Origin of the sequence: Mycobacterium sp. 4D054, assembly GCF_052245755.1 — a bacterium.
Lineage (GTDB): Bacteria > Actinomycetota > Actinomycetes > Mycobacteriales > Mycobacteriaceae > Mycobacterium.
In genome coordinates this window covers 1-23,566 of the sequence record NZ_JBQQCF010000029.1, presented here as the reverse complement: position 1 = coordinate 23,566, position 23,566 = coordinate 1, and the positions used below count along the sequence as shown (strand labels likewise).

21 protein-coding genes and 2 pseudogenes are annotated in these 23,566 nt (G+C 69.6%); 10 read left to right on the top strand and 13 right to left on the bottom strand.

What is annotated here, in order from left to right:
* Positions 1-62: 62 nt before the first annotated feature.
* Positions 63-758, bottom strand: a complete 696-nt coding sequence (locus tag ACTWP6_RS19875; protein ID WP_260756762.1) for a potassium channel family protein — start codon at positions 756-758, stop codon at positions 63-65.
* A gap of 52 nt (positions 759-810) precedes the next feature.
* Between ACTWP6_RS19875 and ACTWP6_RS19870 the strand changes: the two genes are divergently transcribed.
* Positions 811-2,307: a potassium/proton antiporter gene (locus ACTWP6_RS19870; protein WP_260756763.1), complete on the top strand. Its 1,497-nt coding sequence runs from the start codon at positions 811-813 to the stop codon at positions 2,305-2,307.
* Here ACTWP6_RS19870 and ACTWP6_RS19865 read toward each other — a convergent pair.
* The 6 genes from ACTWP6_RS19865 to ACTWP6_RS19840 form a co-directional block, all read right to left on the bottom strand.
* Positions 2,304-2,735, bottom strand: a complete 432-nt coding sequence (locus ACTWP6_RS19865; RefSeq protein WP_443188579.1) for a DUF1707 domain-containing protein — start codon at positions 2,733-2,735, stop codon at positions 2,304-2,306. The genes ACTWP6_RS19870 and ACTWP6_RS19865 overlap by 4 nt on opposite strands.
* A 150-nt stretch (positions 2,736-2,885) precedes the next feature.
* A complete protein-coding gene (locus ACTWP6_RS19860) occupies positions 2,886-5,108 on the bottom strand; it encodes an AAA family ATPase (RefSeq protein ID WP_443188578.1) in 2,223 nt (740 codons plus the stop codon).
* A 1-nt stretch (position 5,109) separates the two neighbouring features.
* Positions 5,110-5,961, bottom strand: coding sequence for a CDP-diacylglycerol--serine O-phosphatidyltransferase (gene pssA, locus ACTWP6_RS19855; RefSeq protein WP_260756766.1), 852 nt, complete (start codon positions 5,959-5,961; stop codon positions 5,110-5,112).
* Positions 5,958-6,659, bottom strand: coding sequence for a phosphatidylserine decarboxylase (locus tag ACTWP6_RS19850; protein WP_260756767.1), 702 nt, complete (start codon positions 6,657-6,659; stop codon positions 5,958-5,960). The genes pssA and ACTWP6_RS19850 overlap by 4 nt, the downstream gene beginning before the upstream one ends.
* Positions 6,660-6,709: 50 nt before the next feature.
* Positions 6,710-7,918: a molybdopterin molybdotransferase MoeA gene (gene moeA / locus ACTWP6_RS19845; protein WP_260756768.1), complete on the bottom strand. Its 1,209-nt coding sequence runs from the start codon at positions 7,916-7,918 to the stop codon at positions 6,710-6,712.
* Positions 7,918-8,835, bottom strand: coding sequence for an SDR family NAD(P)-dependent oxidoreductase (locus ACTWP6_RS19840; RefSeq protein ID WP_260756769.1), 918 nt, complete (start codon positions 8,833-8,835; stop codon positions 7,918-7,920). The genes moeA and ACTWP6_RS19840 overlap by 1 nt, the downstream gene beginning before the upstream one ends.
* A 42-nt stretch (positions 8,836-8,877) precedes the next feature.
* On the opposite strand from ACTWP6_RS19840, the gene ACTWP6_RS19835 reads away from it, so the two are divergent.
* Genes ACTWP6_RS19835 through ACTWP6_RS19815 form a run of 5 tightly spaced genes read left to right on the top strand, consistent with a single transcriptional unit; the run spans position 8,878 to position 13,121 of the window.
* On the top strand, positions 8,878-9,360 hold the full coding sequence (locus ACTWP6_RS19835) for a PH domain-containing protein (RefSeq protein WP_260756770.1): 483 nt from the start codon (positions 8,878-8,880) through the stop codon (positions 9,358-9,360).
* A 56-nt stretch (positions 9,361-9,416) separates the two neighbouring features.
* Complete coding sequence (locus ACTWP6_RS19830) at positions 9,417-10,826, top strand: PH domain-containing protein (RefSeq protein WP_443188597.1); 1,410 nt, start codon at positions 9,417-9,419, stop codon at positions 10,824-10,826.
* A 46-nt stretch (positions 10,827-10,872) separates the two neighbouring features.
* Positions 10,873-11,688 carry an HAD-IIA family hydrolase gene (locus ACTWP6_RS19825; RefSeq protein WP_260756771.1) on the top strand — a complete coding sequence of 272 codons (816 nt, stop codon included), beginning with the start codon at positions 10,873-10,875 and terminating at the stop codon, positions 11,686-11,688.
* Positions 11,689-12,621 (top strand): TIGR03621 family F420-dependent LLM class oxidoreductase, encoded by a 933-nt coding sequence (locus ACTWP6_RS19820; RefSeq protein ID WP_260756773.1) that lies wholly within the window; start codon positions 11,689-11,691, stop codon positions 12,619-12,621.
* A gap of 29 nt (positions 12,622-12,650) precedes the next feature.
* Positions 12,651-13,121, top strand: coding sequence for an SRPBCC family protein (locus ACTWP6_RS19815; RefSeq protein ID WP_260756774.1), 471 nt, complete (start codon positions 12,651-12,653; stop codon positions 13,119-13,121).
* Positions 13,122-13,162: 41 nt separating this feature from the next.
* Here the strand turns inward: ACTWP6_RS19815 and ACTWP6_RS19810 are convergent, their stop codons facing one another.
* Positions 13,163-14,887, bottom strand: a complete 1,725-nt coding sequence (locus ACTWP6_RS19810; RefSeq protein ID WP_443188577.1) for a DEAD/DEAH box helicase — start codon at positions 14,885-14,887, stop codon at positions 13,163-13,165.
* Between the two features lie 153 nt (positions 14,888-15,040).
* Positions 15,041-15,945 (bottom strand): annotated as a pseudogene (locus tag ACTWP6_RS19805) (SDR family NAD(P)-dependent oxidoreductase).
* Between the two features lie 118 nt (positions 15,946-16,063).
* On the opposite strand from ACTWP6_RS19805, the gene ACTWP6_RS19800 reads away from it, so the two are divergent.
* The 3 genes from ACTWP6_RS19800 to ACTWP6_RS19790 all read left to right on the top strand — a co-directional run bounded on the left by ACTWP6_RS19800 (position 16,064) and on the right by ACTWP6_RS19790 (position 19,424).
* Positions 16,064-16,624 (top strand): TetR/AcrR family transcriptional regulator, encoded by a 561-nt coding sequence (locus ACTWP6_RS19800; RefSeq protein ID WP_443188596.1) that lies wholly within the window; start codon positions 16,064-16,066, stop codon positions 16,622-16,624.
* A gap of 177 nt (positions 16,625-16,801) precedes the next feature.
* The gene (groL, locus tag ACTWP6_RS19795; protein ID WP_260756776.1) at positions 16,802-18,427 is read left to right on the top strand and encodes a chaperonin GroEL; all 1,626 of its coding nucleotides are present in this window, start codon (positions 16,802-16,804) and stop codon (positions 18,425-18,427) included.
* A 139-nt stretch (positions 18,428-18,566) separates the two neighbouring features.
* Positions 18,567-19,424 (top strand): endonuclease domain-containing protein, encoded by an 858-nt coding sequence (locus ACTWP6_RS19790; protein WP_443188576.1) that lies wholly within the window; start codon positions 18,567-18,569, stop codon positions 19,422-19,424.
* Between the two features lie 17 nt (positions 19,425-19,441).
* On the opposite strand, the gene ACTWP6_RS19785 is transcribed toward ACTWP6_RS19790, so the two are convergent.
* The 3 genes from ACTWP6_RS19785 to ACTWP6_RS19775 all read right to left on the bottom strand — a co-directional run bounded on the left by ACTWP6_RS19785 (position 19,442) and on the right by ACTWP6_RS19775 (position 23,066).
* The gene (locus tag ACTWP6_RS19785; RefSeq protein ID WP_443188575.1) at positions 19,442-20,755 is read right to left on the bottom strand and encodes an MFS transporter; all 1,314 of its coding nucleotides are present in this window, start codon (positions 20,753-20,755) and stop codon (positions 19,442-19,444) included.
* A gap of 135 nt (positions 20,756-20,890) precedes the next feature.
* Positions 20,891-21,262 (bottom strand): pyridoxamine 5'-phosphate oxidase family protein, encoded by a 372-nt coding sequence (locus ACTWP6_RS19780; protein WP_260756779.1) that lies wholly within the window; start codon positions 21,260-21,262, stop codon positions 20,891-20,893.
* Between the two features lie 46 nt (positions 21,263-21,308).
* Positions 21,309-23,066, bottom strand: coding sequence for an N-acyl-D-amino-acid deacylase family protein (locus ACTWP6_RS19775; protein ID WP_443188574.1), 1,758 nt, complete (start codon positions 23,064-23,066; stop codon positions 21,309-21,311).
* Positions 23,067-23,088: 22 nt separating this feature from the next.
* Between ACTWP6_RS19775 and ACTWP6_RS19770 the strand changes: the two genes are divergently transcribed.
* Complete coding sequence (locus tag ACTWP6_RS19770; protein WP_443188573.1) at positions 23,089-23,451, top strand: VOC family protein; 363 nt, start codon at positions 23,089-23,091, stop codon at positions 23,449-23,451.
* Here ACTWP6_RS19770 and ACTWP6_RS19765 read toward each other — a convergent pair.
* A pseudogene (locus ACTWP6_RS19765) lies at positions 23,440-23,566 on the bottom strand (IS630 family transposase); the annotation flags it as partial. The gene ACTWP6_RS19770 and the pseudogene ACTWP6_RS19765 overlap by 12 nt on opposite strands.

The following is a 23,566-nucleotide window of genomic DNA, read 5'->3' as shown; positions in this document are numbered from 1 at the left end:
GCTGTCGGGCGGGCTTACCGTCGGGCAGGTGGACAAAAGTGTCAGCCGTACTGACTTTGGAGTCACTTCAGTCTACGGGTACCCCGCACCATTGCTTTGATGTGCTCCTCGACGCCGGACGCAGACACGAACAGCAATTCGTCGCCGGCATGCAGTACGTCCTGCGGTTCCGGGACGATCAAACGGTTTCCGCGGGTCAGCGTCACCAGCGCGCTGTCGGCCGGCATCGGCAGGTCCTGCACGCGCTGTGCCACGAGCGGGCTGTCGGCGGGCAGGGTGATCTTGGCGACGTTGGCGGCGCGCGCCCCGAGATCGCCGCGTGAGTCCTTGCCGAGTGCCATCAGCCGTATCAGGTGGCCGACGTCGATGGCGCCCTCGATCGCGGCGACGAGCGCCAGCGGCGTCGAGACCGCCACGTCCACCCCCCACGCCTCGGTGAACAACCACTCGTTGCGGGCGTCGTTGATCCGGGCGACCACGCGGTCGATACCGAACTCGGACTTGGCCAGCAGCGCCATCGCGAGGTTGGCCTTGTCATCGCCGGTGGCCGCGATCGCGACGTCGCAGATCTGCATCTCGGCTTCTTCGAGCGAGGCGACCTCACACGCGTCGGCCCACAGCCAGTCGGCGCCGGGCACCGTCGCGGGTTGGTAGCGGCCGAGCTCCTTCTCGATGAGCAGGACTTTGTGGCCGTACTCGACCAGCTCCTGCGCGACGGACCGGCCGACGGCACCCGCACCGGCGATCGCGATCCGCATCGACTCTCCTTTTGCCCGGCCGGGTGAGGACTGTCCTGATTTACTCTTTCCAGTGACACTGCACCAGCTCTACGTGGCGATGTTCATCGGGGGGCTCGTGCTCCTGGCGAGCGTCGCCGCGACGAGGCTGGCCACCGGCATCGGCCTCCCCAGCCTATTGCTGTTTCTCGGGGTTGGTGTGCTCGTCGGTGAGGACGGGCTGGGACTGCAGTTCGACAACGCCCAGCTCGCGCAAGATCTCGGCACCGCGGCGCTGGCCGTGATCCTGGTCGAGGGCGGTCTGACGACGCGCTTCGGGGACATCCGCAAGGTGCTGGCCCCGGCCGCCGTGCTCGCCACCGTCGGTGTCGCGGTGAGCACCGCGGTGACCGCGCTGGCCGTGCACTGGATCCTCGGCATGGACTGGCAGCTGGCACTGCTGCTCGGAGCCGTGGTGTCCAGTACCGATGCCGCCGCGGTGTTCTCGGTGCTGCGGGTGGTGCCGCTGCCGCGGCGGCTGAGCGGTCTGCTGGAGGCGGAGTCGGGCTTCAACGACGCCCCGGCGGTGATCCTGGTGATGTTGTTCAGCGTCGTCCCGCTGGACCTCGACCCGGTGGAAATCGTCGGGACGATGGCCTACGAGCTGGCGATCGGGGCGGTGCTCGGCCTCGGCTTCGGCGTGCTCGGTGCGATGACGTTGCGGCGCATCGCCTTACCCGCGGCCGGGCTGTACCCGCTGGCCACGTTCGGTCTGGGCATGCTCGCGTTCGCCGCGGCGGGATCCGCGCACGGCAGCGGGTTCCTCGCCGCCTATCTGGCCGGCGTGGTGCTGGCGAACTCGGGTCTGCCGCACCGGTCGGCGACGCGCTCGTTCGCCGAGGGCGCCGGCTGGTTGGCCCAGATCGGGGTGTTCGTCATCCTCGGTCTGCTGGTGTCGCCCGATGAACTGCTCGACGAGGTGGTGCCGGCCGTCGTGGCCGGGCTGGTTCTGCTGCTGCTGGCTCGGCCGCTGTCGGTCGTGGTGTCGCTCATCGGTTTTCGGGTTCCGTGGCGTGAACAGGTGTTCCTGTCCTGGGCAGGTCTGCGCGGCGCCGTGCCCATCGTGCTGTGCACCTACCCGATCGTGGCGGGCGTGCCCGACAGCTGGCGCCTGCTCAACATCGTGTTCATCCTCGTGGTGCTCTTCACGGTGATTCAGGGGCCGAGCCTGCGGCTGGTCGCCGAGCGGCTGCACCTGATCCCGCGCGACACCACCCGTGAGATTCAGATCGACGCAGCACCGTTGGACGTGCTGGATGCCGAGCTGCTGACGATGACGGTGTTGCCGGGGTCGCGGCTGCACAACGTGACGGTGCTCGAGCTGAGGCTGCCCGATCCGAGCGTCATCACGCTCATCATCCGGGCGGGTCGGCCGTTCGTCCCGCAACCGGTGACCCGCCTGCAGGTCGGTGACGAACTGCTGATCGTGACGACGTCGGTGACGCGGGAGCTCGCCGAGCGGCGGCTGCGCGCGGTCAGCCGTCGCGGCAAGCTCGCCTACTGGTTCGACGAGTACGGCGACCCGGCCTAGCGACCGCACGGCCCGAACGCGTTCCTGACCGGCAGTGCGTGGCCGAGCACGCCGATACCCGCGCCCAGGATCGGCCAGATCGGCCAGAAGTACCAGGACCCCGCGGTCAGCCCGACGACCAGCCACACCGTGAGCACCACGACGACCATGGCCAGGTACCCCGCCAGATGAAGGTGCATGCCTCGCCGTGCCATGGCGCGGCGGGCGGCCGCACGCTGCGGATCGTTGCGGCGCAACTCAGCCACCGGCAGATCGGCGGTGAGTCCGCGGAGGTCCGGCGTGGTGTGCGCGTCGTACACGGCCTGCAGGCGGGTCTCGTACTCGGCCATGTCCAGATATCCCTGGGCCAGCGCCTGCCCGAGCAAGGCCGCGGTGGCGTCGCGGTCACGGTCGCCGGCCCGGACGGTGGTTGTGACGGTGGAGCTCACGGTCCCTCCCAAATCTTGACAATGACTAGTCTTGACAGTGCCACTCTCAACTAGTCAGTGTCAAGATGTGTTTCCGCTAACGAGAGTGCGCACAGGTCGCCGAAACGTCCGATGCGGCGATCTCACCGCACTCTCGGCGCTTTACGAGAATCAGCGGGCGTCGGCGAAGGCCCGGAGCGCCTCGACCTGCACCGGGTCCAGCGACGGGCGCACAGCCTCGCGGGCGGCCGCTACGTCGGCGGCAGTGACGTCGGCGGCGTCGATCGAACGGCGCATCGCGGTCAGCGCGGCCTCGCGCAGCAGCGCGACGCAGTCCGCCGCGCTGTAGCCGTCGAGCTCACCGGCCAGCGCCGCGAGATCGACGGCCTCCGGTCCTTCCGAGACCAATGGGACAGACTTGCCCGCGGTCTTGAGGATCTGGGTGCGGGCTTCGGCGTCCGGGGGCTCGACGAACACGAGCTTCTCCAGCCGGCCGGGGCGCAGCAGCGCCGGGTCGATCAGATCGGGCCGGTTGGTCGCGCCGAGCACCACGACGTCGCGCAGCGGTTCGATGCCGTCGAGTTCGGTCAGCATCGCGGCCACCACGCGGTCGGTGACACCGGAATCGAAACTCTGGCCGCGGCGTGGAGCCAGCGCGTCGATCTCGTCGAGGAACACCAGCGACGGCGCCGAATCGCGGGCCCGCTGGAACAGCTCGCGCACCGCCTTCTCCGACGAACCGACCCATTTGTCCATCAGCTCAGCACCTTTGACGGCGTGCACACTGAGCCGGCCCGAACTCGCCAACGCTCTGACCACGAACGTCTTGCCGCACCCCGGCGGCCCGTACAGCAGCACCCCGCGCGGCGGCTGAACCCCGAGCCGCTGGAATGTCTCCGGATGCTGCAGCGGCCACAGCACCGCCTCGGTCAGCGCCTGCTTGGTCTCGGCCATATCGCCGACGTCGTCGAGGGTCACCGAGCCGACGGACACCTCCTCGGTCGCCGAGCGCGACAGCGGCCGGATCACGCCGAGCGCCCCGACCAGGTCGCTCTGCTGCAACGCCGGCGCCTCGCCGGTCTCGCTGGCTCGCGCCGCGGCGCGCAGCGCGGCCTCGCGCACCAGCGCGGCGAGATCGGCGACCACGAATCCCGGTGTGCGCTCGGCGATCTCGCCTAGGTTCAGGTCCTGGGCGGGAACGTCGCGCAGCAGCACCTCGAGCAGTTGGGCGCGCACCGCACCGTCGGGCAGGGTCAACCCGAGCTCACGGTCGCACAGATCCGGCGCGCGCAGCCGGGGGTCGACGTTGTCCGGCACCGCCGTGGTGGCCACGAACGCGACACCCCGGGTGGCCACCGCGGAGCGCAACTCGGTGAGGATCAGCGTGGCCACCGGATCGGCGGGCACCGGCAGCAGGGCGTCGACGTCGGTGACCAGCAGCACGCCGCCGCCGTCGCGGACCGCGGCGACCGCGGAGGCCACGTTCGCCAATCGGTCCTCGGCGCGCAGCGATCCGACACCCGGCCCGTCGAGTTCGATCAGCCGCCGGCCCGCACAGACCGTCCGCACCAGGGTGGCCTTGCCCACCCCGGCCGGCCCCGACACGAGCACGCCGAGATTGGCTGTGGCGCCGAGTTTCTCGAGTAGCTCGGGCTGGTCGAGGGCGAGCTTGAGCCATTCGGTGAGCCGACCCGCCTGGGCGTGCGACCCCTTCAGGTCGTCGTAGCTCACCGCGGGTGTCCCGGACTGCTCGGACGCGGTCACCACGTGCTCGCCGGTGCCGGCCGACGGTGCCGGAGCAGCCGAATCCCCCCAATCGACCAAAGAATTCGGCTGCACGCTGACGGGTCCGGCGGGGTCGACGGAGGTCACCGTCAACAGCTCCGAGGTCCAGGTGATCCCGACCGACGCCGCCAGGGCGGCGCTGGCCTGCGATGTCGACGTGCCCGGCCCGAGATCGCGCGGCAGCAGCGAGACGGTGTCACCGACGGTCATCACCTTGCCGAGCAGGGCCTGCCGCAGTGTGGCGGGGGAGACCGACCGGGTGGTCAGCGCCGAGCCGCTCAGCGTCACGCAGCGGGCCCCGAGCACCGTGACCGGGGCGACGAGCACCGGGGTGTCCTCGCGCAGCCCGGCGTTGGACAGCGTCACGTCGTCGAGCAGTGCCGTGCCCGTCGGTGTGCCCGCCGGGGCGACCCCCACCACCGCGGCGGTGGTGCGCGAGCCGGTCAACGACACCGCGTCCCACTCGCGGATGCCCAGGGCCGCAATGGCTTCCGGGTGCAGCCGGATCACCCCGCGGCGGGAGTCCAGCGCCGAGGTGTTCAGCCGCGCGGTCAGCGTCAGCTGCGCGCGCGACGGGCGGTGCTCGGCGGACCGGTGAAGTTCGGACACGTCATCCTCTCGGCGGCCTGCGCAGGCCCAGGCGCAACATCGAACGCCGGTGCGGTTGGGTCCGCCGGATCGCGCGACGCGCCGCGCGCTGCTGGCGGGGTTTGTCGTCCCAGACCTCGGGGTGTTCCGCCAGGAACCGGCGGGTGCGGATCGCGAACGGGATGTGCAGGAAGTAGACCGCGATGATCACCAGCAGCACGAGGTAGCCGTACAGGATCGAGGCGGCCACCCCGATGGCCAGCAGCGCCAGCAGCGGCGCCACCATGTTGGGCGGCACCGAGAACGTGTGGATTTTGCGCATCGGCACGGTGCTGACCACCAGCAGCGAGATTCCGATCATCCAGATGACGACCGCCGGTTCGGAGGTCCACCAACCGTCACCGAACTGCATCTTGGCCGCCAGCGGACCGATCGCCCCGATCGCACCGGCCGGAGCGGGCATCCCGACGAAGTACTTCTTCTCGTAGGCGGGCTGGTCGACGTCGAGCATCGCGTTGAACCGGGCCAGCCGCAGCACGATGCACACCGCGTACAGCAGCACCACGATCCAGCCGATTCGCGACGTCGACAGCAGGGTGGCGTAGACGATGAACGCCGGTGCCACACCGAAGTTCACCGCATCGGCGAGCGAGTCGATCTCCTCGCCCATGCGCGAGGTCGCGTTCAGGGCGCGCGCGGTGCGGCCGTCGAGCGCATCGAGGATCGCCGCGATCGCGAGGAAGGCCATCGCCTCGGTGGGCCGGTCGTCGAGGGCGAACTTCACCGCGCTGAGCCCGAGGCAGATCGCGGCGACCGTCATCGCGCTCGGCAGAATCCGCACGCTGACGACGGACTTCTTGATGCGCGGCCTCATCGGGGCAGCTCGGCCAGGACGGTCTCGCCGGCCAAGGTCCGCTGCCCGACGCTGACCAGGATCTTCGAGCCGGCCGGCAGGTAGGTGTCCAACCGCGAACCGAAGCGGATCAGGCCGTAGGTGTCGCCGAGCCCGACCTTGTCACCGGGTTTGACATCGCACACGATCCGGCGCGCGATCAGTCCCGCGATCTGCACGGCGATCACCTCGTCGCCGTCCGGGCTGCGGATCACCACGCTGTTGCGTTCGTTGTCCTCGCTGGCCGCGGCCAGGTCGGCGGAGCCAAACAACCCGGGGCGGTGCGTGACGGTGACGACCTCGCCGCCCAGCGGGGCACGCTGGACGTGCGCGTCGAGCACCGAGAGGAAGATGCTGATCCTCGGAAGAGGCGTTGCGGGCAGCCCCAGTTCAGCGGGCGGCACGGCCTCCTCGATCAGGCAGATGAGCCCATCGGCCGGGGCGACGACCACCCCGGGACGGGTCGGTGGGGTCCGCGGCGGGTGGCGGAAGAACGCCGCGTTGGCCACGGCCGAGGCGAGCCCGGCGCGGCGCAGCCATCGGCTCTTGCCGCCGGCCAGAGCGACCGCGAGGCTGGCGCCGACGAACGGCACACCCGCGGGGTGCATCGGGGGAACGGAGGTGCGAACCAGGGCCGCCAGGCGCGCTGGTCCTGTCTTGAGGTCTGGGCGTCTGGCCATCGTGGCCGCGATTCTACGGTCCCCCGGCGCTGTCGCAGGGTCCCCCGCCGCTATCGCAGGTCCCAGACCTGTACGCGGGACCCGGCCGCCACCTCGGCGGTGTCCTCGTCGAGTTCGAGCAGGCAGTTCGCCGAGGCCAGCCAGCGCAGATGATGCGACGCCGGGGGGCCGTAACTGGTGACGGTGTCGCTGACCGGGTCGAATACGCCGCGCCGGAACTGCCGTTTACCGCGCGGTGAGACGAGGTCCTCGGTCAGCATCGCGGTGCGGCGCGGCCGCTCGGTGTCGGGCAGGCCCATCGCGGCGCGTACCGCCGGGCGCACGAACACCTCGAAGGACACCAGCGCGCTGACCGGGTTACCCGGCAGCGTGACGATCGGGACGCCGGGCGCCGGGCCGTCGAGCCGGCCGGCGCCCTGCGGCATACCCGGCTGCATGGCGACCTTGGTGAACTCGACGCCACCCTCGGTCAGCGCGTCCTTGACCACCTCGTAGGCGCCGGCGCTGACACCGCCGGTGGTGACGATCAGATCAGCCTCGCCCGCATGCCGGCGCAGCACGTCACGGAACGCGTCGACGTCGTCGCCGGTCATCGGGCAGGCGATGACCTCGCCCCCGGCTTCCCGGACGGCGGCGGCCAGCATCACCCCGTTGGACTCGTAGATCTGCCCGGGCTGCAGCGGCCGGCCTGCGGCGACCAGCTCGGTGCCGGTGGACACCACGAGCACGCGCTGGCGCGGGATCACCGTCAGCTCGCCGATACCGAGAGCGGCCGCCAGGCCCAGCGCGGCCGGGGTGACCACCTGGCCGGCCCGCAGCACCGTGGTGCCCGCGGTGACGTCCTCACCGGCACGTCGGATGTGCTGCCCGGGCCGGGTGGCGGCGCGGATCGTCACGGTGTCGGTCGCGCCGTCGGTGGCTTCCACGGGGATGACGGCCGTCGCCCCGGCGGGCAGCGGCGCGCCGGTCATGATGCGGTGCGCGGTGCCGGGCCGCAGGGTGGGGACGTCGGTGCGGCCCGCGGGGATGTCCTCGGCCACCGGAAGCCGCACCGGCGCGGCCTCGGTGGCGCTCGCGATGTCCTCGGAGAACACCGCGTACCCGTCCATCGCGGAGTTGTCGAAGCCCGGCAGTGACAGCGGGGCCACCACGTCGTCGGCGAGCGCCAGTCCCAGCGCGTCGGCGACCGGGACCGTCACCGAAGGCCGCGCCGTGACCAGCGACGCGACCACGCGCCGGTGTTCGTCGACCGACCGCATCAGAGGTCGTACCTCACACCGGTCAGTTCCTCGGACACCGTCCACAGCCGCCGTTGCACGTCCTCGTCGCGGGATATCGCGTTCGACGACACCAGCACCGGGTGGCCGACCAGTTCCCGGATGCCGGACGGCCCGTAGTACTGGCCCCCGCGCGCGCCCGGATCGGTCGCCGCGCGCAGCGTCGCCAGAGCTCCGACGGCGGGGCTGTTGGTGACCAGCCCGGCCAGCTTCGAGAACCCGGGGAGGCCCGAGCCGGGGATGTGGCGCATGAGCTCGGTGTTCGAGATTCCCGGGTGCGCGGCGACCGCAATCGTCGGGGCGCCCTTGGCGGCCAGGCGACGCGCCAGCTCGTAGCTGAACATCAGGTTGGCCAGCTTCGACTGGCCGTACGCCGCGACCCTGTTGTAGCCGTGCTCCCACTGCAGGTCGTCGAAGCGGATGCCGGCCCGGATGTTGTGGGCGATGGAGGCCACGGTCACCACCCGGGAGCCCGGCACGTCCAGCAGCGTGTCCAGCAACAGCCCGGTGAGCGCGAAGTGCCCGAGGTGGTTGGTGCCGAACTGCAGCTCGAACCCGTCGGCGGTGACCTGCTTGGGCGGGTACATCACCCCGGCGTTGTTGATCAGCAGGTCGATGCGGGGGAATGCCAGCCGCAGCGCGTCGGCGGCTTCGCGGACGCTGGCCAGCGACGACAGGTCGAGTTCCTGGAGCGTGACGTCGGCTCCGGGATGCCGTCGTGCGATGTCGTCGGCGGCCTTGCGGCCCTTGTCCAGGTTGCGCACCGCGATGACGACACGCGCGCCCCTGCCCGCCAGCACCGCGGCTGTCTCGTAACCGATACCGGTGTTGGCGCCGGTGACGACGGCGACCCGGCCGGACTGGTCGGGCACATCGGCGGCGGTCCATTTGGAAGTCATGGGGTTAACTTACGGTCTGGGCGCGCAACTAGTCTCGGAGCCGTGCACCTGGTCGAACCGGCGCATCCGCCGAGCCGGAAAGCGCCGCTTGTCTGGGCCATCGGGGCAGCCGTCCCGTGGACGATGGCGGCGATCGCGCAGGCGGTGTGGTTCGCCGTCGACGGTCGGTTGCCGTGGCTGCACGTGCTGCTGGCGATCGGCACCGTGCTGGGCGCCACGGTGTCGGTGGCGGTCGCGCCGTTGTGGCGGTACCGGGTGCACCGCTGGGATCTCGACTCCACCGCGGTCTACACCCGGTCGGGGTGGCTGGTGCAAGAGCGCCGCATCGCACCGATCTCCCGGGTACAGACCGTGGACACCTACCGCGGCCCGCTGGACCGGCTGTTCGGTTTGTCCAACGTGACGGTGACGACGGCGTCGTCGGCCGGAGCGGTGCGCATCGTCGCGCTGGACGCCGAGGTCGCCGATCAGGTGGTGGCCCGGCTGACCGACATCGCCGCACTGGGTGCCGAGGACGCCACGTGAGCACCCCGGACGCCAACAGCGATGCAGGTACCGCGTGGTCCCGGCTGAGCCCTCGCATGCTGCTCGTGCATCCGGTGCACGAGGTGGCCCGCCAGATCCCGGTGCTGATCGGGTCGCTGGTGCTGGGCTCGGCGACGGGGAACCCGCTGTGGGCGGTGGCCGGGGTCGGGATGGTGGTGGCCTACGGCCTGGCCCGCTGGTTCACCACGACGTACCGGATCGGTGCCGAGGATGTGCAACTGCGCACCGGGGTGCTGCAGCGGAACGTGCTGTCGGTGCCCCGCAACCGGATCCGGTCGGTGTCCACCGACGCCCGGCTGCTGCACCGGCTGTTGGGGCTGACCGTGCTTCGGGTCAGTACCGGGCAGGAAGCCAAGGGGGACAACGATTTCGAGCTTGACGCGGTGCCGACCTCCGAGGTGGCCAGGCTGCGCGCGACCCTGCTCGCGGAGTCGCTGGAGCCACCCGGGCGCGCCGAACCGACCCGGCTGCTGGCGCGGTGGCAGCCGTCCTGGTTGCGGTACAGCCCGCTGACCTCGGCCGGCCTGGTGATGATCATCGCCGCACTCGGAGTGATCTCGCAGCCGGGAGTACTTGCGGCGGTGCGCGATTCGGCACTGGTCGCGGAAGGTGAAAGGGTGGCGCAGCGCCTCGGCGTGATCGGCGCGGTGGTCGCGGTCGTCCTGGGTGTGGTGTTCGCGTCGGTGGCGCTGTCGGTGACGCAGTCGCTGCTCAGGTACGGCAATCTGATTCTGCGGCGCGACGCCGAGGTGCTGCAACTGTCGCACGGTCTGGTGCGGCTGCGCGAGCACACCTTCGACATGCGCCGGCTGCGGGGCGGCACCCTGCGAGAACCGCTGCTGGTGCGCCTGTTCGGCGGCGCGCGCCTGGATGCGGTGATGACCGGGGTTGCCGGCGCCGGGGAGGCCTCGCAGCTGCTTCCGCCGTGCCCGCGCGGCACCGCCGAAGCGGTGCTGATGGACCTGATCGACGATCCCGGCGCGGTGACAGGACCGCTGCGCACACATGGTCCGGCGGCGACCCGGCGACGCTGGACCCGGGCCATGGCTGTGCCCGCCGGTGTCGCGTTGGCGCTGGCCGTGGCGGCGGTGGCGGGCGATGTCGCGCTGTGGGCCTGGGCGCTGCCCGTGCTGCTCGTCGTGATCGCTGCCGGCCTGGCCCACGACCGGGCGCGGGCGCTGGGCCACCGGGCCGGCGGCGGGTGGCTGGTGGCCAGGGCGGGCAGTCTGGCGCGGCGCCGCGACTGCGTGGCCGCAGCCGGCATCGTGGGATGGACGGTGCGGCAGTCGCTGCTGCAGCGCAAGGCGGGGGTGGCGACCCTGATCGCCGCGACCGCGGCGGGCGTGAAGCGCTACGAGGTCGTCGACGTTCCAGCCGAGCTCGCCTGGTCCATCGCCGCGATGACGTCGCCGTGGGTCGGTACGACGTCGTGGGCGCGCGGGTAGCCGGGTCTCAGGTTGCGTGCGCCCGTCGGCGGTTTACTGTCGCAACATGGCGATCGGCGGGGTTCTCTTCGACATCGACGGCGTGCTGGTCACGTCGTGGAAGCCGATCCCGGGCGCCGCGGAGACGCTGCGCACCTTGGCGGACAACCAGATCGCGTGCGCGTATCTGACGAACACCACCACCAGGACGCGGGCGCAGATCGCCGATCTGCTGACCGAGGCAGGGATGGCGGTGCGCTCCGACGAGGTGATCACGGCCGCGGTGCTCACCGCCGACTACGTTCGGGATCGCTATCCGGACGCCCGCTGCTTTCTGGTCAACAGCGGCCAGATCGCCGAGGACATGCCGGGCATCGACATCGTCTACTCGTCGGAGTTCACCGGTCCCCGGGCCCCGGAGGCGCCGGACGTCGTGCTGCTCGGCGGTGCCGGCCCCGAATACAGCCACCTGACGCTGTCCTGGGTCTACGACTGGATGGCCCAGGGCGTGCCCGTGGTGGCGATGCATCGCAGCACCGCGTGGACCACCACCGACGGTCTGCGCGTCGACACCGGCATGTACCTGATCGGGATGGAAGAGACCTCGGGCCGCAAGGCGACTGCCGTCGGCAAACCGGCGCCGGAGGGCTTCCTGTCCGCGGCGGCCAGGCTGGGCGTGGACCCCGAGGAGATGTACATGGTCGGCGACGACCTCAACAACGACGTGCTGGCCGGTCAGGTGGTCGGTATGACGGGGGTGCTGGTGCGCACCGGTAAGTTCCGCCAGGACACCCTGGACCGTTGGGCGGCAGACGAATTCGCCATGCAGCCAAACCACGTCATCGATTCGGTGGCGGATCTGCCCGCGTTGCTGGGGCTGTAGATGCGGTTCGGACTGACCACCGCGCTGCCCCGCGACGGTGTCTGCGCCCGGGAGTTCGCCCAGCGGGTCGAGGCAACCGGAATAGACGTGCTGACCTTCGCCGATCATCTGGCGCCGACGGTGTCGCCGTTCAGCGGTGCGGCAGCCGCCGCGGCGGTGACGTCCCGGCTGCGGGTCGGAACCCTGGTGCTCAACAACGACTTCCGCCATCCGGTCGAGACCGCGCGGGAGAGTGCGGGTGTCGCGATCGTCTCCGGCGGCCGGTTCGAACTCGGTATCGGCGCCGGGCACATGAAGTCCGAATACGACGCGGCGGGACTGCGTTTCGACGGCGGCGCCGTCCGGGTGTCGCGGCTCGCCGAATCGGTGGCCGTCATCAAGGCGCTGCTCGCCGGGGAGGCCGTCGACTTCGACGGCGACCATTACCACGTGCACGCGGCGGCGGGGGAGATCGTCGCCGTGCCGTCCCGGCCGGTGCCGATCTTGGTCGGCGGCAACGGAACCCGGGTGCTGCGGTTGGCCGGTCGGGTTGCCGACATCGTCGGGTTCGCCGGAATCTCGCACAACCGGGACGCCACCAGAGTGCGGCTCAGCCACTTCGACGGTGCAGGCCTGGCCAACCGGATCTCCGTCGTGCGGGATGCGGCGGGGCAGCGTTTTGCACACATCGAACTCAACGCGCTGATCCAGGCGGTGGTCGTCACCACCGACCGGCGCCGCGCCGCCGCCGAGCTCGCGGAGACGTTGGACACCGACCCGGACACCTTGCTGGACTCGCCGTTCCTGCTGCTCGGGACTCACGAGCAGATGGCCGAGCAACTCGTGCAGCGGCAGCGCGAGTTCGGGATCGGCTACTGGACGGTGTTCGACGAACTACCGGGGAGAGAGTCGGCGCTGCCTGACATCGCGGAGGTCATCGCGCTGCTGCGATGAGTCCTGCCCTCGGCGGCGGTCTAACCCGCATGACCGAGACACTGATTACTGACACGATCGTCGATGCCCCTGCCTCCGCCGTATTCGCGGTGCTGGCTGACCCCGCCAATCACGCCGCGATCGACGGTACCGGCTGGGTGCGCGAGTCCCTCGATGGCGAAGTGATCACCAGGTCTGGACAGATGTTCCGGATGGCGATGTATCACCCAAACCATCCCGACGGCCACTACGAGATGGCCAACAAGGTGCTGTCCTTCGAACCCGACCGAGCGATCGGCTGGGAGCCCGGACAGGCCGGCGAGGACGGGGTCGTCGAGTACGGCGGATGGACCTGGAACTACGACCTGGAGCCCGCCGGCCCGCGGCAGACCAGGGTCACGCTGACCTACGACTGGTCGGCGGTAGACGCCGGCCTCCGCGAGCACATCGAGTTCCCGCCGTTCCCCGTAGAGCATCTGCACAACTCGCTGGCCAACCTCGCCAAGCTGGCCGTTGGCTGATCTGGAGAGTGCGGTTCGCGCCCCGTCGCGTTGACGGCGCGCTATGCGGTCAATTCGCGTTGCAGCACGCGGACCGCGGCGATCCGCTCCTGCAGTTGCTCGCGGGTGGCGGCCGCCACCGGCGGGCCGCCGCAGCGGCGTCGCAGCTCGTTGTGGATCCAGCCATGCGGGCGGCCGGTGCGGTGATGAGCCAGCGACACCAGCGTGTTGAGCTCGGTGCGCAGCTCGCGCAGCTGGCCGTGTGTGGTTCTCGGGGCGGGCACCCCGGCTTCGGTGCGTTTGGTGAGCTGTTCTTCCTGCCTGCGCCGCAACAGATCCCGCATCGACTCGGCGTCGAGAAGGCCGGGGATGCCGAGGTAGTCGGCCTCCTCGTCGCTGCCGGCCGGGGTCGCCGTGCCGAACGACGACCCGTCGAAGATCACCTGGTCGAGTTCGGCGTCGGCGCCGAGGTACTCGATCTTGTTCTCTTCCTCGCCGGGCTCGTCGCGCTTCTGCTCGCGCAACTCGGCGTCGAGCGGATCCTCCAGCGTCTCGCGGTGCGGCTTGCCCAGCACGTGGTTGCGCTGCGCCTCCATCTCACTGGCCAGCAGCAGCAGGTTCGGCACCGACGGCAGGAAGATGCTGGCGGTCTCGCCGGGCCGGCGGGAGCGCACGAACCGTCCGATGGCCTGTGCGAAGAACAGCGGCGTCGACGCGCTCGTGGCGTACACCCCGACCGACAGCCGAGGCACGTCGACACCCTCGGACACCATACGCACCGCGACCAGCCAGCGCGACGTGCCCGCGGAGAACTCCGAGATGCGGTCTGAGGCGCCCTTGTCGTCGGAGAGCACCACGGTCGGCACTTCGCCGGTGATCTTGGTGAGCAGGTCGGCGTATGCGCGGGCCGCCGTCTGGTCGGTGGCGATGATCATGCCGCCGGCGTCGGGCACGTGCTGACGCTTGCCCTGCAGCCGCTTGTCGGCGGCCGCGATCACTGCGGGCATCCATTCGCCCTTCGGATCCAGAGCCGACTTCCAGGCGCGCGCCGTCTGCTCCGCCGTCAGCGGTTCACCGAGGCGCGCCGCATGTTCTTCGCCGGCGCTGTCACGCCAGCGGGCTTCGCCGGAGTAGGCCATGAACATCACCGGCCGCACCACCCCGTCGGCCAGCGCGTCGCTGTAGCCGTAGGTGTGGTCGGCCACCGAAGTCCTGAACCCGGCGGCGTCCTCTTCGTAGGTGACGAACGGGATCGCGCTGTCGTCGCTGCGGAACGGGGTGCCGGTCAGCGCGAGCCGGCGCGTCGCGTCGTCGAACGCCTCCCGGATCGCGTCGCCCCAGCTCTTCGCGTCACCACCGTGGTGGATCTCGTCGAAGACCACGAGCGTCCTGCGGTTCTCGGTGCGCACCCGGTGCCGGGTCGGGTGGCTGGCCACCTGGGCGTAGGTGACGACGACGCCGTGATACTCCGAGGACGTCTGTGAGTTCGAGTTGGAGAACTTCGGGTCCAGCGCGATGCCGTGCCGGGCGGCGGCCTGTGCCCACTGGATCTTGAGGTGCTCGGTGGGCACCACGATTGTGACGGCCTCGACCGTGCCCTCGGCCAGCAGCTCGGCGACGATGCGCAGCGCAAAGGTGGTCTTGCCGGCGCCGGGGGTTGCGACGGCGAGGAAATCGCGCGGTTTGGCCGTCAGGTATTTGACCAGGGCTCGTCGCTGCCAGCCGCGCAACGCCTGGGTGCTGGGCGTCCCGGCGGCGCCGGCCGTGGGTGCTGGATCAGCCCGCACCCACGACTCCTCCCGACGAACGTGCCGTCTCTGACGGCGAAACCGGAATGCAGTCTAGGGCAGGCGGTTCCGCCACCGCATTTCTGCGGCGTGTCCTGGCGCGGCGTGTCCGGAAGGCGCCCACGACCAGGGACACGGTGTGAGCTCGCCGCCTCAGCCGACCGGGAACACCACTTTGGTCAATTCCTCGGAGACCGACCACAGCCGCTGCTGCAACGCCATGTCGTAGGACTGCTCGCTGGAGGCGACCACGACGGGGTTGCCCCGTTGCTGGCCGATGCCGTCCGGTCCGTAGTACTGCCCGCCCAGCACGCCCGGATCGGTCGCGGCGCGCAGCGTCGGCAGCGCGCCCCGGTCGGCGGTCTGGGCGAACAGGACGGGGGCGGCGGCAAGGAAGGCGCGTTCGACCGGCCTCGGAAGGTTGCGCGCCAGCTCCGTGGTTGACGTCCCGGGGTGCGCGGCGACCGCGATCGTCTTGCCACGCGGGGCGAGTCTGCGCTGCAGTTCGTACGTGAACAGCAGGTTGGCCAGCTTGGACTGGGTGTAGGCGCCCATCCGGTTGTAGCTGCGCTCCCACTGCAGGTCGTCCCAGTGGATGGCGCCGCCCATCTTGTGGCCGTTGCTGCTGACGGTCACGATGCGTGCGCCCGGGACATCGAGCAACTTCTCCAGCAGCAGGCCGGTCAGCGCGAAGTGCCCGAGGTGGTTGGTGCCGAACTGCAGCTCGAAGCCGTCGGCGGTGGTGCCCTTCGGGGTGGTCATCACCCCGGCGTTGTTGATCAGCAGGTCGATGCGCTGGTAGCGGTTCTTCAGGGCTTCCGCGGCAGCGCCGATGGAGGCAAGCGACGTCAGATCGAGCTCCTGGACCTCGACGTCACCGTCCATGCGGGACGCTGCCTGCCGGCCCTTCTCGGTGTCGCGCACCGCGAGCACCACGCGGGCGCCGCCCGGGCGGCCAACGCTTTGGCGGTCTCGAAGCCCAGGCCGGTGTTCGCGCCGGTGATGACGGCGGTGCGGCCGGTCTGGTCGGGGATGTCGGCGGCGGTCCAATGGGTCATGTCTGTCTCCTGGGGCTCGATACACTCGGTAAACTGGGCCAAACGCCCCGGTTGCTCCGACTATACGGAACGCACGCCCCGTTTCGTGTTCGCCTGAAGGGAAATCGCGGTGACGTCGATGCGCCCGTTGCGGGCCGATGCCGCGCGCAATCGCGCCCGGGTCCTCGAGGTCGCCTACGACACCTTCGCCGCGGAAGGGCTGGCCGTCCCGATCGACGAGATCGCGCGCCGGGCCGGCGTGGGTGCCGGCACGGTGTATCGGCACTTCCCCACGAAGGAGGCGCTGTTCGTCGCGGTGGCCGAGGACCGGCTGCACTGGATCGAAGCGCGAGCGCGCGACCTGCTTGCCACCGTCGGCGACGGTGAAGCCCTGTTCTCGTTTCTGCGCGAGATGATTCGTACCGGGGCCACCGACCACGGTCTGGTCGACGCGCTCGTCGGCTACGGCGTCGACCTGGAGACCGCGGCGCCGGGGGCCGAGGAGGCGTTCCTCGGCTTGCTCGGCGACCTGTTGGGTGCCGCGCAGCGGGCGGGTACGGTTCGGGCCGACGTGGGGGTCGCTGAGATCAAGGCCCTGCTGGTGGTGTGCAAGGTGCCGCAGCTCTACAGCGACGATGTCGCAGGCAGGGTGGCGCGGGTGATCGAAGACGGCTTGCGGGCCCCGGCGGGAGCCGACTGAACCTTGCACTCACCCAGGTCGAGTGCTAAGAATGCAATTGGCACTCGCGACCGGTGAGTGCTAGGTCGGGCCGGTGAGGTCGGGGCCGCATCTGCGAGCACAGCCCCAGCCGTCCGTCGCGGGCATCGATTCCGACCGACAAGACGTGCATCCCCAATCCGGAGGAAACACTTCGCAATGGCCAAGACAATTGCGTATGACGAAGAGGCCCGTCGCGGCCTCGAGCGGGGCCTGAACAGCCTCGCCGACGCGGTAAAGGTGACGCTCGGCCCCAAGGGCCGCAACGTCGTCCTGGAGAAGAAGTGGGGCGCCCCGACGATCACCAACGATGGTGTGTCCATCGCCAAGGAGATCGAGCTCGAGGACCCGTACGAGAAGATCGGCGCTGAGCTGGTCAAGGAAGTCGCCAAGAAGACCGACGACGTCGCGGGTGACGGCACCACCACCGCCACCGTGCTCGCCCAGGCACTGGTCCGTGAGGGCCTGCGCAACGTGGCCGCCGGCGCCAACCCGCTCGGCCTCAAGCGTGGCATCGAGAAGGCTGTGGAGGCCGTCACCCAGACGCTGCTGAAGTCGGCCAAGGAGGTCGAGACCAAGGAGCAGATCGCCGCCACCGCTGCGATCTCCGCGGGCGACACCCAGATCGGCGAGCTCATCGCCGAGGCCATGGACAAGGTCGGCAACGAGGGTGTCATCACCGTCGAGGAGAGCAACACCTTCGGCCTGCAGCTCGAGCTCACCGAGGGCATGCGCTTCGACAAGGGCTACATCTCGGGTTACTTCGTGACCGACGCCGAGCGCCAGGAAGCCGTCCTGGAGGATCCCTACATCCTGCTGGTCGCCTCCAAGGTGTCGACCGTCAAGGATCTGCTCCCGCTGCTGGAGAAGATCATCCAGTCCGGCAAGCCGCTGCTGATCATCGCCGAGGACGTCGAGGGCGAAGCCCTGTCGACCCTGGTGGTCAACAAGATCCGCGGCACCTTCAAGTCCGTCGCCGTCAAGGCCCCGGGCTTCGGTGACCGTCGCAAGGCAATGCTGCAGGACATGGCTATCCTCACCGGTGGCCAGGTCATCAGCGAAGAGGTCGGCCTGTCCCTCGAGACCGCCGACGTCTCGCTGCTGGGCAGGGCCCGCAAGGTCGTCGTGACCAAGGACGAGACCACCATCGTCGAGGGCGCCGGTGACCCCGAGGCCATCGCCGGCCGGGTGGCCCAGATCCGTGCCGAGATCGAGAACAGCGACTCCGACTACGACCGCGAGAAGCTGCAGGAGCGCCTGGCCAAGCTGGCCGGCGGTGTTGCGGTGATCAAGGCCGGCGCTGCCACCGAGGTGGAGCTCAAGGAGCGCAAGCACCGCATCGAGGACGCCGTCCGCAACGCGAAGGCAGCCGTCGAGGAGGGCATCGTCGCCGGTGGCGGCGTGGCCCTGCTGCAGTCGGCTCCTACGCTGGACGACCTCGGCCTCAAGGGTGACGAGGCCACCGGTGCCAACATCGTGCGTGTCGCGCTGTCGGCTCCGCTCAAGCAGATCGCCTTCAACGGTGGTCTGGAGCCCGGTGTCGTCGCCGAGAAGGTGTCGAACCTGCCCGCGGGTCACGGCCTGAACGCCGCGACCGGTGAGTACGAGGACCTCCTCAAGGCCGGCGTTGCCGACCCGGTGAAGGTCACCCGCTCGGCGCTGCAGAACGCGGCGTCCATCGCGGCGCTGTTCCTCACCACCGAGGCCGTCGTCGCCGACAAGCCGGAGAAGGCCGCCGCACCCGCCGGCGACCCGACCGGTGGCATGGGCGGTATGGACTTCTAAGTCCCTGTACGAAGAGGCCCGGTCCCGTTCGCGGGGCCGGGCCTTTCGTCATCCCCAATGTGGGTCCTATGCACAGGATTGCATCGAAAAGCGTGCAGGAGGCCCACTTTCGTCGGCACTCGTGGCGACGGTCGGGGGTATGGAACCTTTTCTGGGCAGTGCCGCTGTGCGCAATGGCCGCTTCACCCGCCGTGGCCTGGCTCGCCATTACCGCGCGATCTTCCGTGATGTCTACCTTCCCAAGGACGTCGAAGTCACAGCCCGGATCAAAGCGGAAGGCGCGTGGCTGGCGACGGGCGCCGTTCTCGGCGGGATGTCGGCTGCCGCTGTCTTCGGGACCAAGTGGATCGATGCGACCGCACCCGCAGAGATCGTTCGCCCCGACCGGCACTCAGCCGCAGGCATTGTCGCGCACTCATGGCATTTGGCGGCTGAAGAGACATGCCTCGTCGCCGGCGTCGACGCGACGACACCCGCACGCACCGCCTTCGATATCGGCCGTACCCGCCCACCCGATCAGGCGATACCGGTCATCGACGCGCTGATGAACGCGACACGCGTCTCTGCGGCTGAGATCGCAGCCGTCGCTGCGGCGCACCCGGGTGCCCGCGGTGTCGCGGGGATACCCCGGCTGCTGGACCTCGTCGACGGCGGTGCGGAATCGCCGCAGGAATCCAGGGTGCGGCTTGTCCTGGTGCGCGGTGGACTGCCTCGCCCGAAGACCCAGATCGTGTTCAAAGACTTGCGTATTCGTGTTGACATGGGATGGCGTGAGTGGAAGGTCGCCGTCGAGTACGACGGTGTCCAGCACTGGAACGACCGCAGCCAGAGGTCCTGGGATATCGAGAGACTCGCACTGCTGGAGGCTGCGGGATGGGCCCTGATACGGGTCAGTAGTGACATGCTGCGCCGGCCCGAGGTCATCGTCGAACGCGTTCGCGCCAAACTGATCGAACGTGGGGCCTATGCGCAGATATCCGGCAGTCTCCGTGCATAGGGCCCACGCTCGGCGGGCTAGAGCGTATGCAGCGGTGCGGGTTTGAGCGCCAGGGTGGCCAGCACGCTGATGACGGCAGTGGTGACCAGGTAGCCGCAGGCCAGCCACGGGCTGCCGCCGGCGACCCCGATCAGCGCGGTCAGGATCAGCGGGGTCAGGCCCGACGCGTACACACCGGAGAGCTGGTAGACCGTCGACAGGCCGGTGTAGCGGATCCGGGCCGGGAACAGCGAGGCGTACAGCGTGCCCTGGGCGCCGTAGAACAGCGCGTGGACGACACCGAACACCACCACCATCGCAAGCGCGTAGAAGACGATGTCCCCAGTGCCGAACAGCGCGAACACGGGGAAGACGGCCACGGCGTATGCGGCGATCCCGATGGTGTAGATCCGCTTGGCGCCGTAGCGGTCGGTGAGCAGGCCGGACACCGGCAGCAGCGCCGCCATCAGAAGCGCCGCGACGGTGACGACGAGCAGCACGGGCACCTTCCCCAGCCCGAGAGTGCCGGTGGCGTAGGCGATCGCGAACACACCCCAGGTGTTGAAGGCCGCGCCCTCACCCCAGCGAGACAGCATGCCCAGCACCGTCGATTTCAGGATCGGCGGCCGGAACACCTCGCGCACCGGGACCGCGGCACGGTCGTCGCTCTCCCGTACTTTCTCGAAAGACGGTGTCTCACTGGCCTTCAGCCGCACCACAACGCCGAAGATCACCAGCACGATGCTGAACAGGAACGCGATCCGCCACCCGTAGGTCAGGAAGGCCTCGTTGGGCAGTGCCACTTGCAACAGCGCGAAAACCCCTGTGCCCAAGGCGAGCCCGAGCGCCAGCCCGACCTGCGGGATACTGCCGAACAGGCCGCGCCGGCGGGGCGGTCCGTGCTCGACGGCCAGCAGCACCGCCCCGGCCCACTCCCCGCCGAGCGCGAAGCCCTGAACGACACGCAACAGCAGCAGCAGGATCGGCGCCAGCACACCGATCTGCGCGGCGGTGGGCAGCACACCCATGAACGCGGTCGCCCCGCCCATCAGCAGCATGGTCAGCGCCAGCGTCTTCTTGCGGCCGATGCGGTCGCCGACGTGCCCGAACACGAAGCCGCCGATCGGGCGCACGACGAATCCGACCGCGAACGTCGCGAAGGACAGCATGGTGCCGACGAACGTGGTCTGGTCGGGGAAGAAGGCCTGATTGAACACCAGGCTGGCTGCAGTGGCGTAGAGGAAGAAGTCGTACCACTCGATCGTGGTGCCGACCAGGCTCGCCCACAGGGCTGTGCGGGCCTGCGGGGTCACCGTCCGCTGATCGGGGGCGGGCGCATTCGTGACAGTCACGAGGATCTATCAGCCCAACTTCGGCGGGACTTCGCCAGACTTTCGCGCGGGCTGATCCGAACGCGGGATGAAATCCCGTGGTGGGGTAGTGCAGTGTGTTCGTGACCACCGCTGGAATGACCGGAAAGGTCGTCCTCACTCGCGCAGTGGCACGCAGTCGTCCCCGCAGCCGGAGGCGGTGGGGACGCCCGGCGTAGCGGGGCGGTGCAGCACCGCCCCGGCCGGACGGATACGCATGCCGTCGCCGGCGGCTTCGGCCCGGCCGTCGACGATCAGTGAGTAACCACCGGGCTCGCGCGGCGGCCACACCAGCGTGACGGCCGGATGGGCGGACGCGTTACGGCGAGTGCTGTTTCCGATGGAGTCGATCCGCAGGATCCCGTCGGTCGCCACGGGAGCGACCGCGACGGTGTGCGCCCGGTAATCGTCTCCGACGGTGACGAGATACGCGAACGGGAAGTCACCGAGAACCTCGGCGAGCCGGTCGGGATCCACCTTCACGCTCATGGGATGAGGGTACTCAGAGCGCCTGGGGGTTCGATCGGCTGCACGGTCATTCCATTGATGGTTCAACACGATCGTGGTGTGATGCCACGGGGGCGGGCTGGCGGCCCCGGACGAGTCTGCCCGGCCGGGCCGCCGTCGGGGCGCCGTTCTCGGCGATCACCTCCCCGGAGACGATCGTGGCCACGTAGCCGTCCGCGCTCTGGTCCAGGCGGCGGCCACCCGCGGGCAGGTCGTTGACCACGACCGGCTTGTGCAGCCGTAGCGCCTCGGCGTCGATGACGTTGAGATCGGCCTTGTAGCCCACAGCGATTCGGCCGCGGTCGGCGAGCCCGGCCACCCGCGCGGGCACCGAGGTGAGTTCACGCACCGCGTCCTGGACCGACAACCGGCCCGTGGCGCGGTCGCGCACCCAGTGGGTCAGCATGTAGGTCGGGAAGCTTGCGTCGCAGATCATTCCGTAGTGCGCACCGCCATCGCCGAGGCCGAGCACCACGTCGTCGCGCCGGATCAGCTCGGCGACGGTGTCCAGCGAGCCGTCGCGGAAGTTGGCCAGCGTGACCAGCAGCATGGCGTGACCGTCATCGTCGAGCAACCGGTCGTAGGCCTCCTCCTGCGGGCTGACGCCACGGGCCTGTGCGCGGGCTCCGATCGAATCCGACTGTGAAGGTTCGTAATTCGGGGGATCGCCGAGGGGGAACATGTAGTTCCAGGCTTGCGCGGCGAACATCAGCGGGTGCCCGTCGGAGGCCGGCGTGTCGGTGAGGATGCGTTCGCGCACCTCGGGTCTGCGCATCTCGGCCACCCGCTCGGCCAGCGGAAGCGATGCGATCTCCCGGTACGACGGGTACATCACGAACGGATTGCCGGACAGTTCCAGTCCCAGCATCAGCCCGATGGGCCGCGGGAAGATCTGAGCGCTGATGCGGCCGCCGTTCTGATTGGCCTTCTCCACCATCCGCAGCGCGTCGAGGTAGAACGGGTCACCGGCGTTGCCGATCGCCAGCGTGAACGTCACCGGCAGGCCGACCGCGGCGGCCACGTCGAACACCGTCTGCAGGACGGGTTCGTAGTCGCCGGCCACCAGGTCGGGGACGAACTGGATCAGACCTCCACCGGCGTCGTCGACGCCCCGTGCGATCGCCTCGATCTCGGCGTGGTCGGCGTCGTATGTCGGGATCGGCTTGCCGCTCTCGGTTTTGTGCAGGGTGAAGCGCGAGGACGCGAAGCCCAGCGCGCCGGCCCGCACGGCCTCGGCGGCGAGCTTGCGCATCAGCATCAGGTCATCGGCCGTGGCGGGTTCGCGGTCGACTCCACGCCCGCCCATCACGTACACCCGCAGCGGCGAGTGCGGCAGGAACGCCGCCACATCGATATCCCTGCGCCCCGCGTCCAGCGCGTCGAGAAACTCGGGGAACGTCTCCCAGTGCCACGGCAGGCCGTCGACCATCACCACGCCGGGGATGTCCTCGACACCGGCCATCACGTCGACGAGCACGTCGTGGTCATCGGGCCGGCACGGCGCGAAGCCGACGCCGCAGTTGCCCATCACGGCGGTGGTGACGCCGTGGGCCGACGACGGTGTGAGCCGGTCCGACCAGATCGCCTGCCCGTCGTAGTGGGTGTGCAGGTCGACGAAGCCGGGAGTGACCAGCAGGCCGGTCGCGTCGATCTCCCGGATCCCGGAGCCGGCCGCGGCGCCGACGTCGCAGATGACGCCGTCCCGGACGGCGACGTCCCCGGTGAACGGTGCGCCACCGAGGCCGTCGACGATGGTTCCCCCGCGGATCACGAGATCAAATGTCATACCCCGAATGTACGGTCAGCCCATGATCGATCACCTCGGAATCAACTGCGCGGACTGGGAGAAGTCGAAAGCGTTCTACGACAAGGTTCTCGGCGTACTCGGCTACACGCGGCAGATGGACTATCAGGTCGCGATCGGGTACGGCAGGAACGGCAAGCCCGACTTCTGGATCGCTGACATGACCGCCGGCGACGCCGCGGGCCCGAACCGCGAGGTCCACGTCGCGTTCCAGGCCGCCGACACCGGGGCCGTGCAAGCGTTCTACGACGCGGCGCTGGAAGCCGGGGCGGAGTCGCTGCACGCCCCACGCCTGTGGCCCGAGTATCACCCGGGCTACTACGGCGCGTTCGTCCGCGATCCCGACGGCAACAACCTAGTGTCCTGAGTCATTAATTCGGTTGCAGTAGTTGGCGATGCTTGCCAGGATCTGGTCGGCGGTCTTAGTCCAGACGTAAGGCTTGGGGTTGTCGTTCCAGGTGTCGATCCAGGCACGGATATCG

Coding starts and splice junctions, on each gene's coding strand:
- ACTWP6_RS19875 (WP_260756762.1), bottom strand. CDS start 758: ATGCGGATCGCGATCGCCGGTGCGGGTGCCGTCGGCCGGTCCGTCGCG.
- pssA (WP_260756766.1), bottom strand. CDS start 5,961: ATGAGGCCGCGCATCAAGAAGTCCGTCGTCAGCGTGCGGATTCTGCCG.
- ACTWP6_RS19850 (WP_260756767.1), bottom strand. CDS start 6,659: ATGGCCAGACGCCCAGACCTCAAGACAGGACCAGCGCGCCTGGCGGCC.
- moeA (WP_260756768.1), bottom strand. CDS start 7,918: ATGCGGTCGGTCGACGAACACCGGCGCGTGGTCGCGTCGCTGGTCACG.
- ACTWP6_RS19840 (WP_260756769.1), bottom strand. CDS start 8,835: ATGACTTCCAAATGGACCGCCGCCGATGTGCCCGACCAGTCCGGCCGG.
- ACTWP6_RS19830 (WP_443188597.1), top strand. CDS start 9,417: ATGCTGCTCGTGCATCCGGTGCACGAGGTGGCCCGCCAGATCCCGGTG.
- ACTWP6_RS19825 (WP_260756771.1), top strand. CDS start 10,873: ATGGCGATCGGCGGGGTTCTCTTCGACATCGACGGCGTGCTGGTCACG.
- ACTWP6_RS19820 (WP_260756773.1), top strand. CDS start 11,689: ATGCGGTTCGGACTGACCACCGCGCTGCCCCGCGACGGTGTCTGCGCC.
- ACTWP6_RS19815 (WP_260756774.1), top strand. CDS start 12,651: ATGACCGAGACACTGATTACTGACACGATCGTCGATGCCCCTGCCTCC.
- ACTWP6_RS19800 (WP_443188596.1), top strand. CDS start 16,064: ATGCGCCCGTTGCGGGCCGATGCCGCGCGCAATCGCGCCCGGGTCCTC.
- groL (WP_260756776.1), top strand. CDS start 16,802: ATGGCCAAGACAATTGCGTATGACGAAGAGGCCCGTCGCGGCCTCGAG.
- ACTWP6_RS19790 (WP_443188576.1), top strand. CDS start 18,567: ATGGAACCTTTTCTGGGCAGTGCCGCTGTGCGCAATGGCCGCTTCACC.
- ACTWP6_RS19780 (WP_260756779.1), bottom strand. CDS start 21,262: ATGAGCGTGAAGGTGGATCCCGACCGGCTCGCCGAGGTTCTCGGTGAC.
- ACTWP6_RS19775 (WP_443188574.1), bottom strand. CDS start 23,066: ATGACATTTGATCTCGTGATCCGCGGGGGAACCATCGTCGACGGCCTC.
- ACTWP6_RS19770 (WP_443188573.1), top strand. CDS start 23,089: ATGATCGATCACCTCGGAATCAACTGCGCGGACTGGGAGAAGTCGAAA.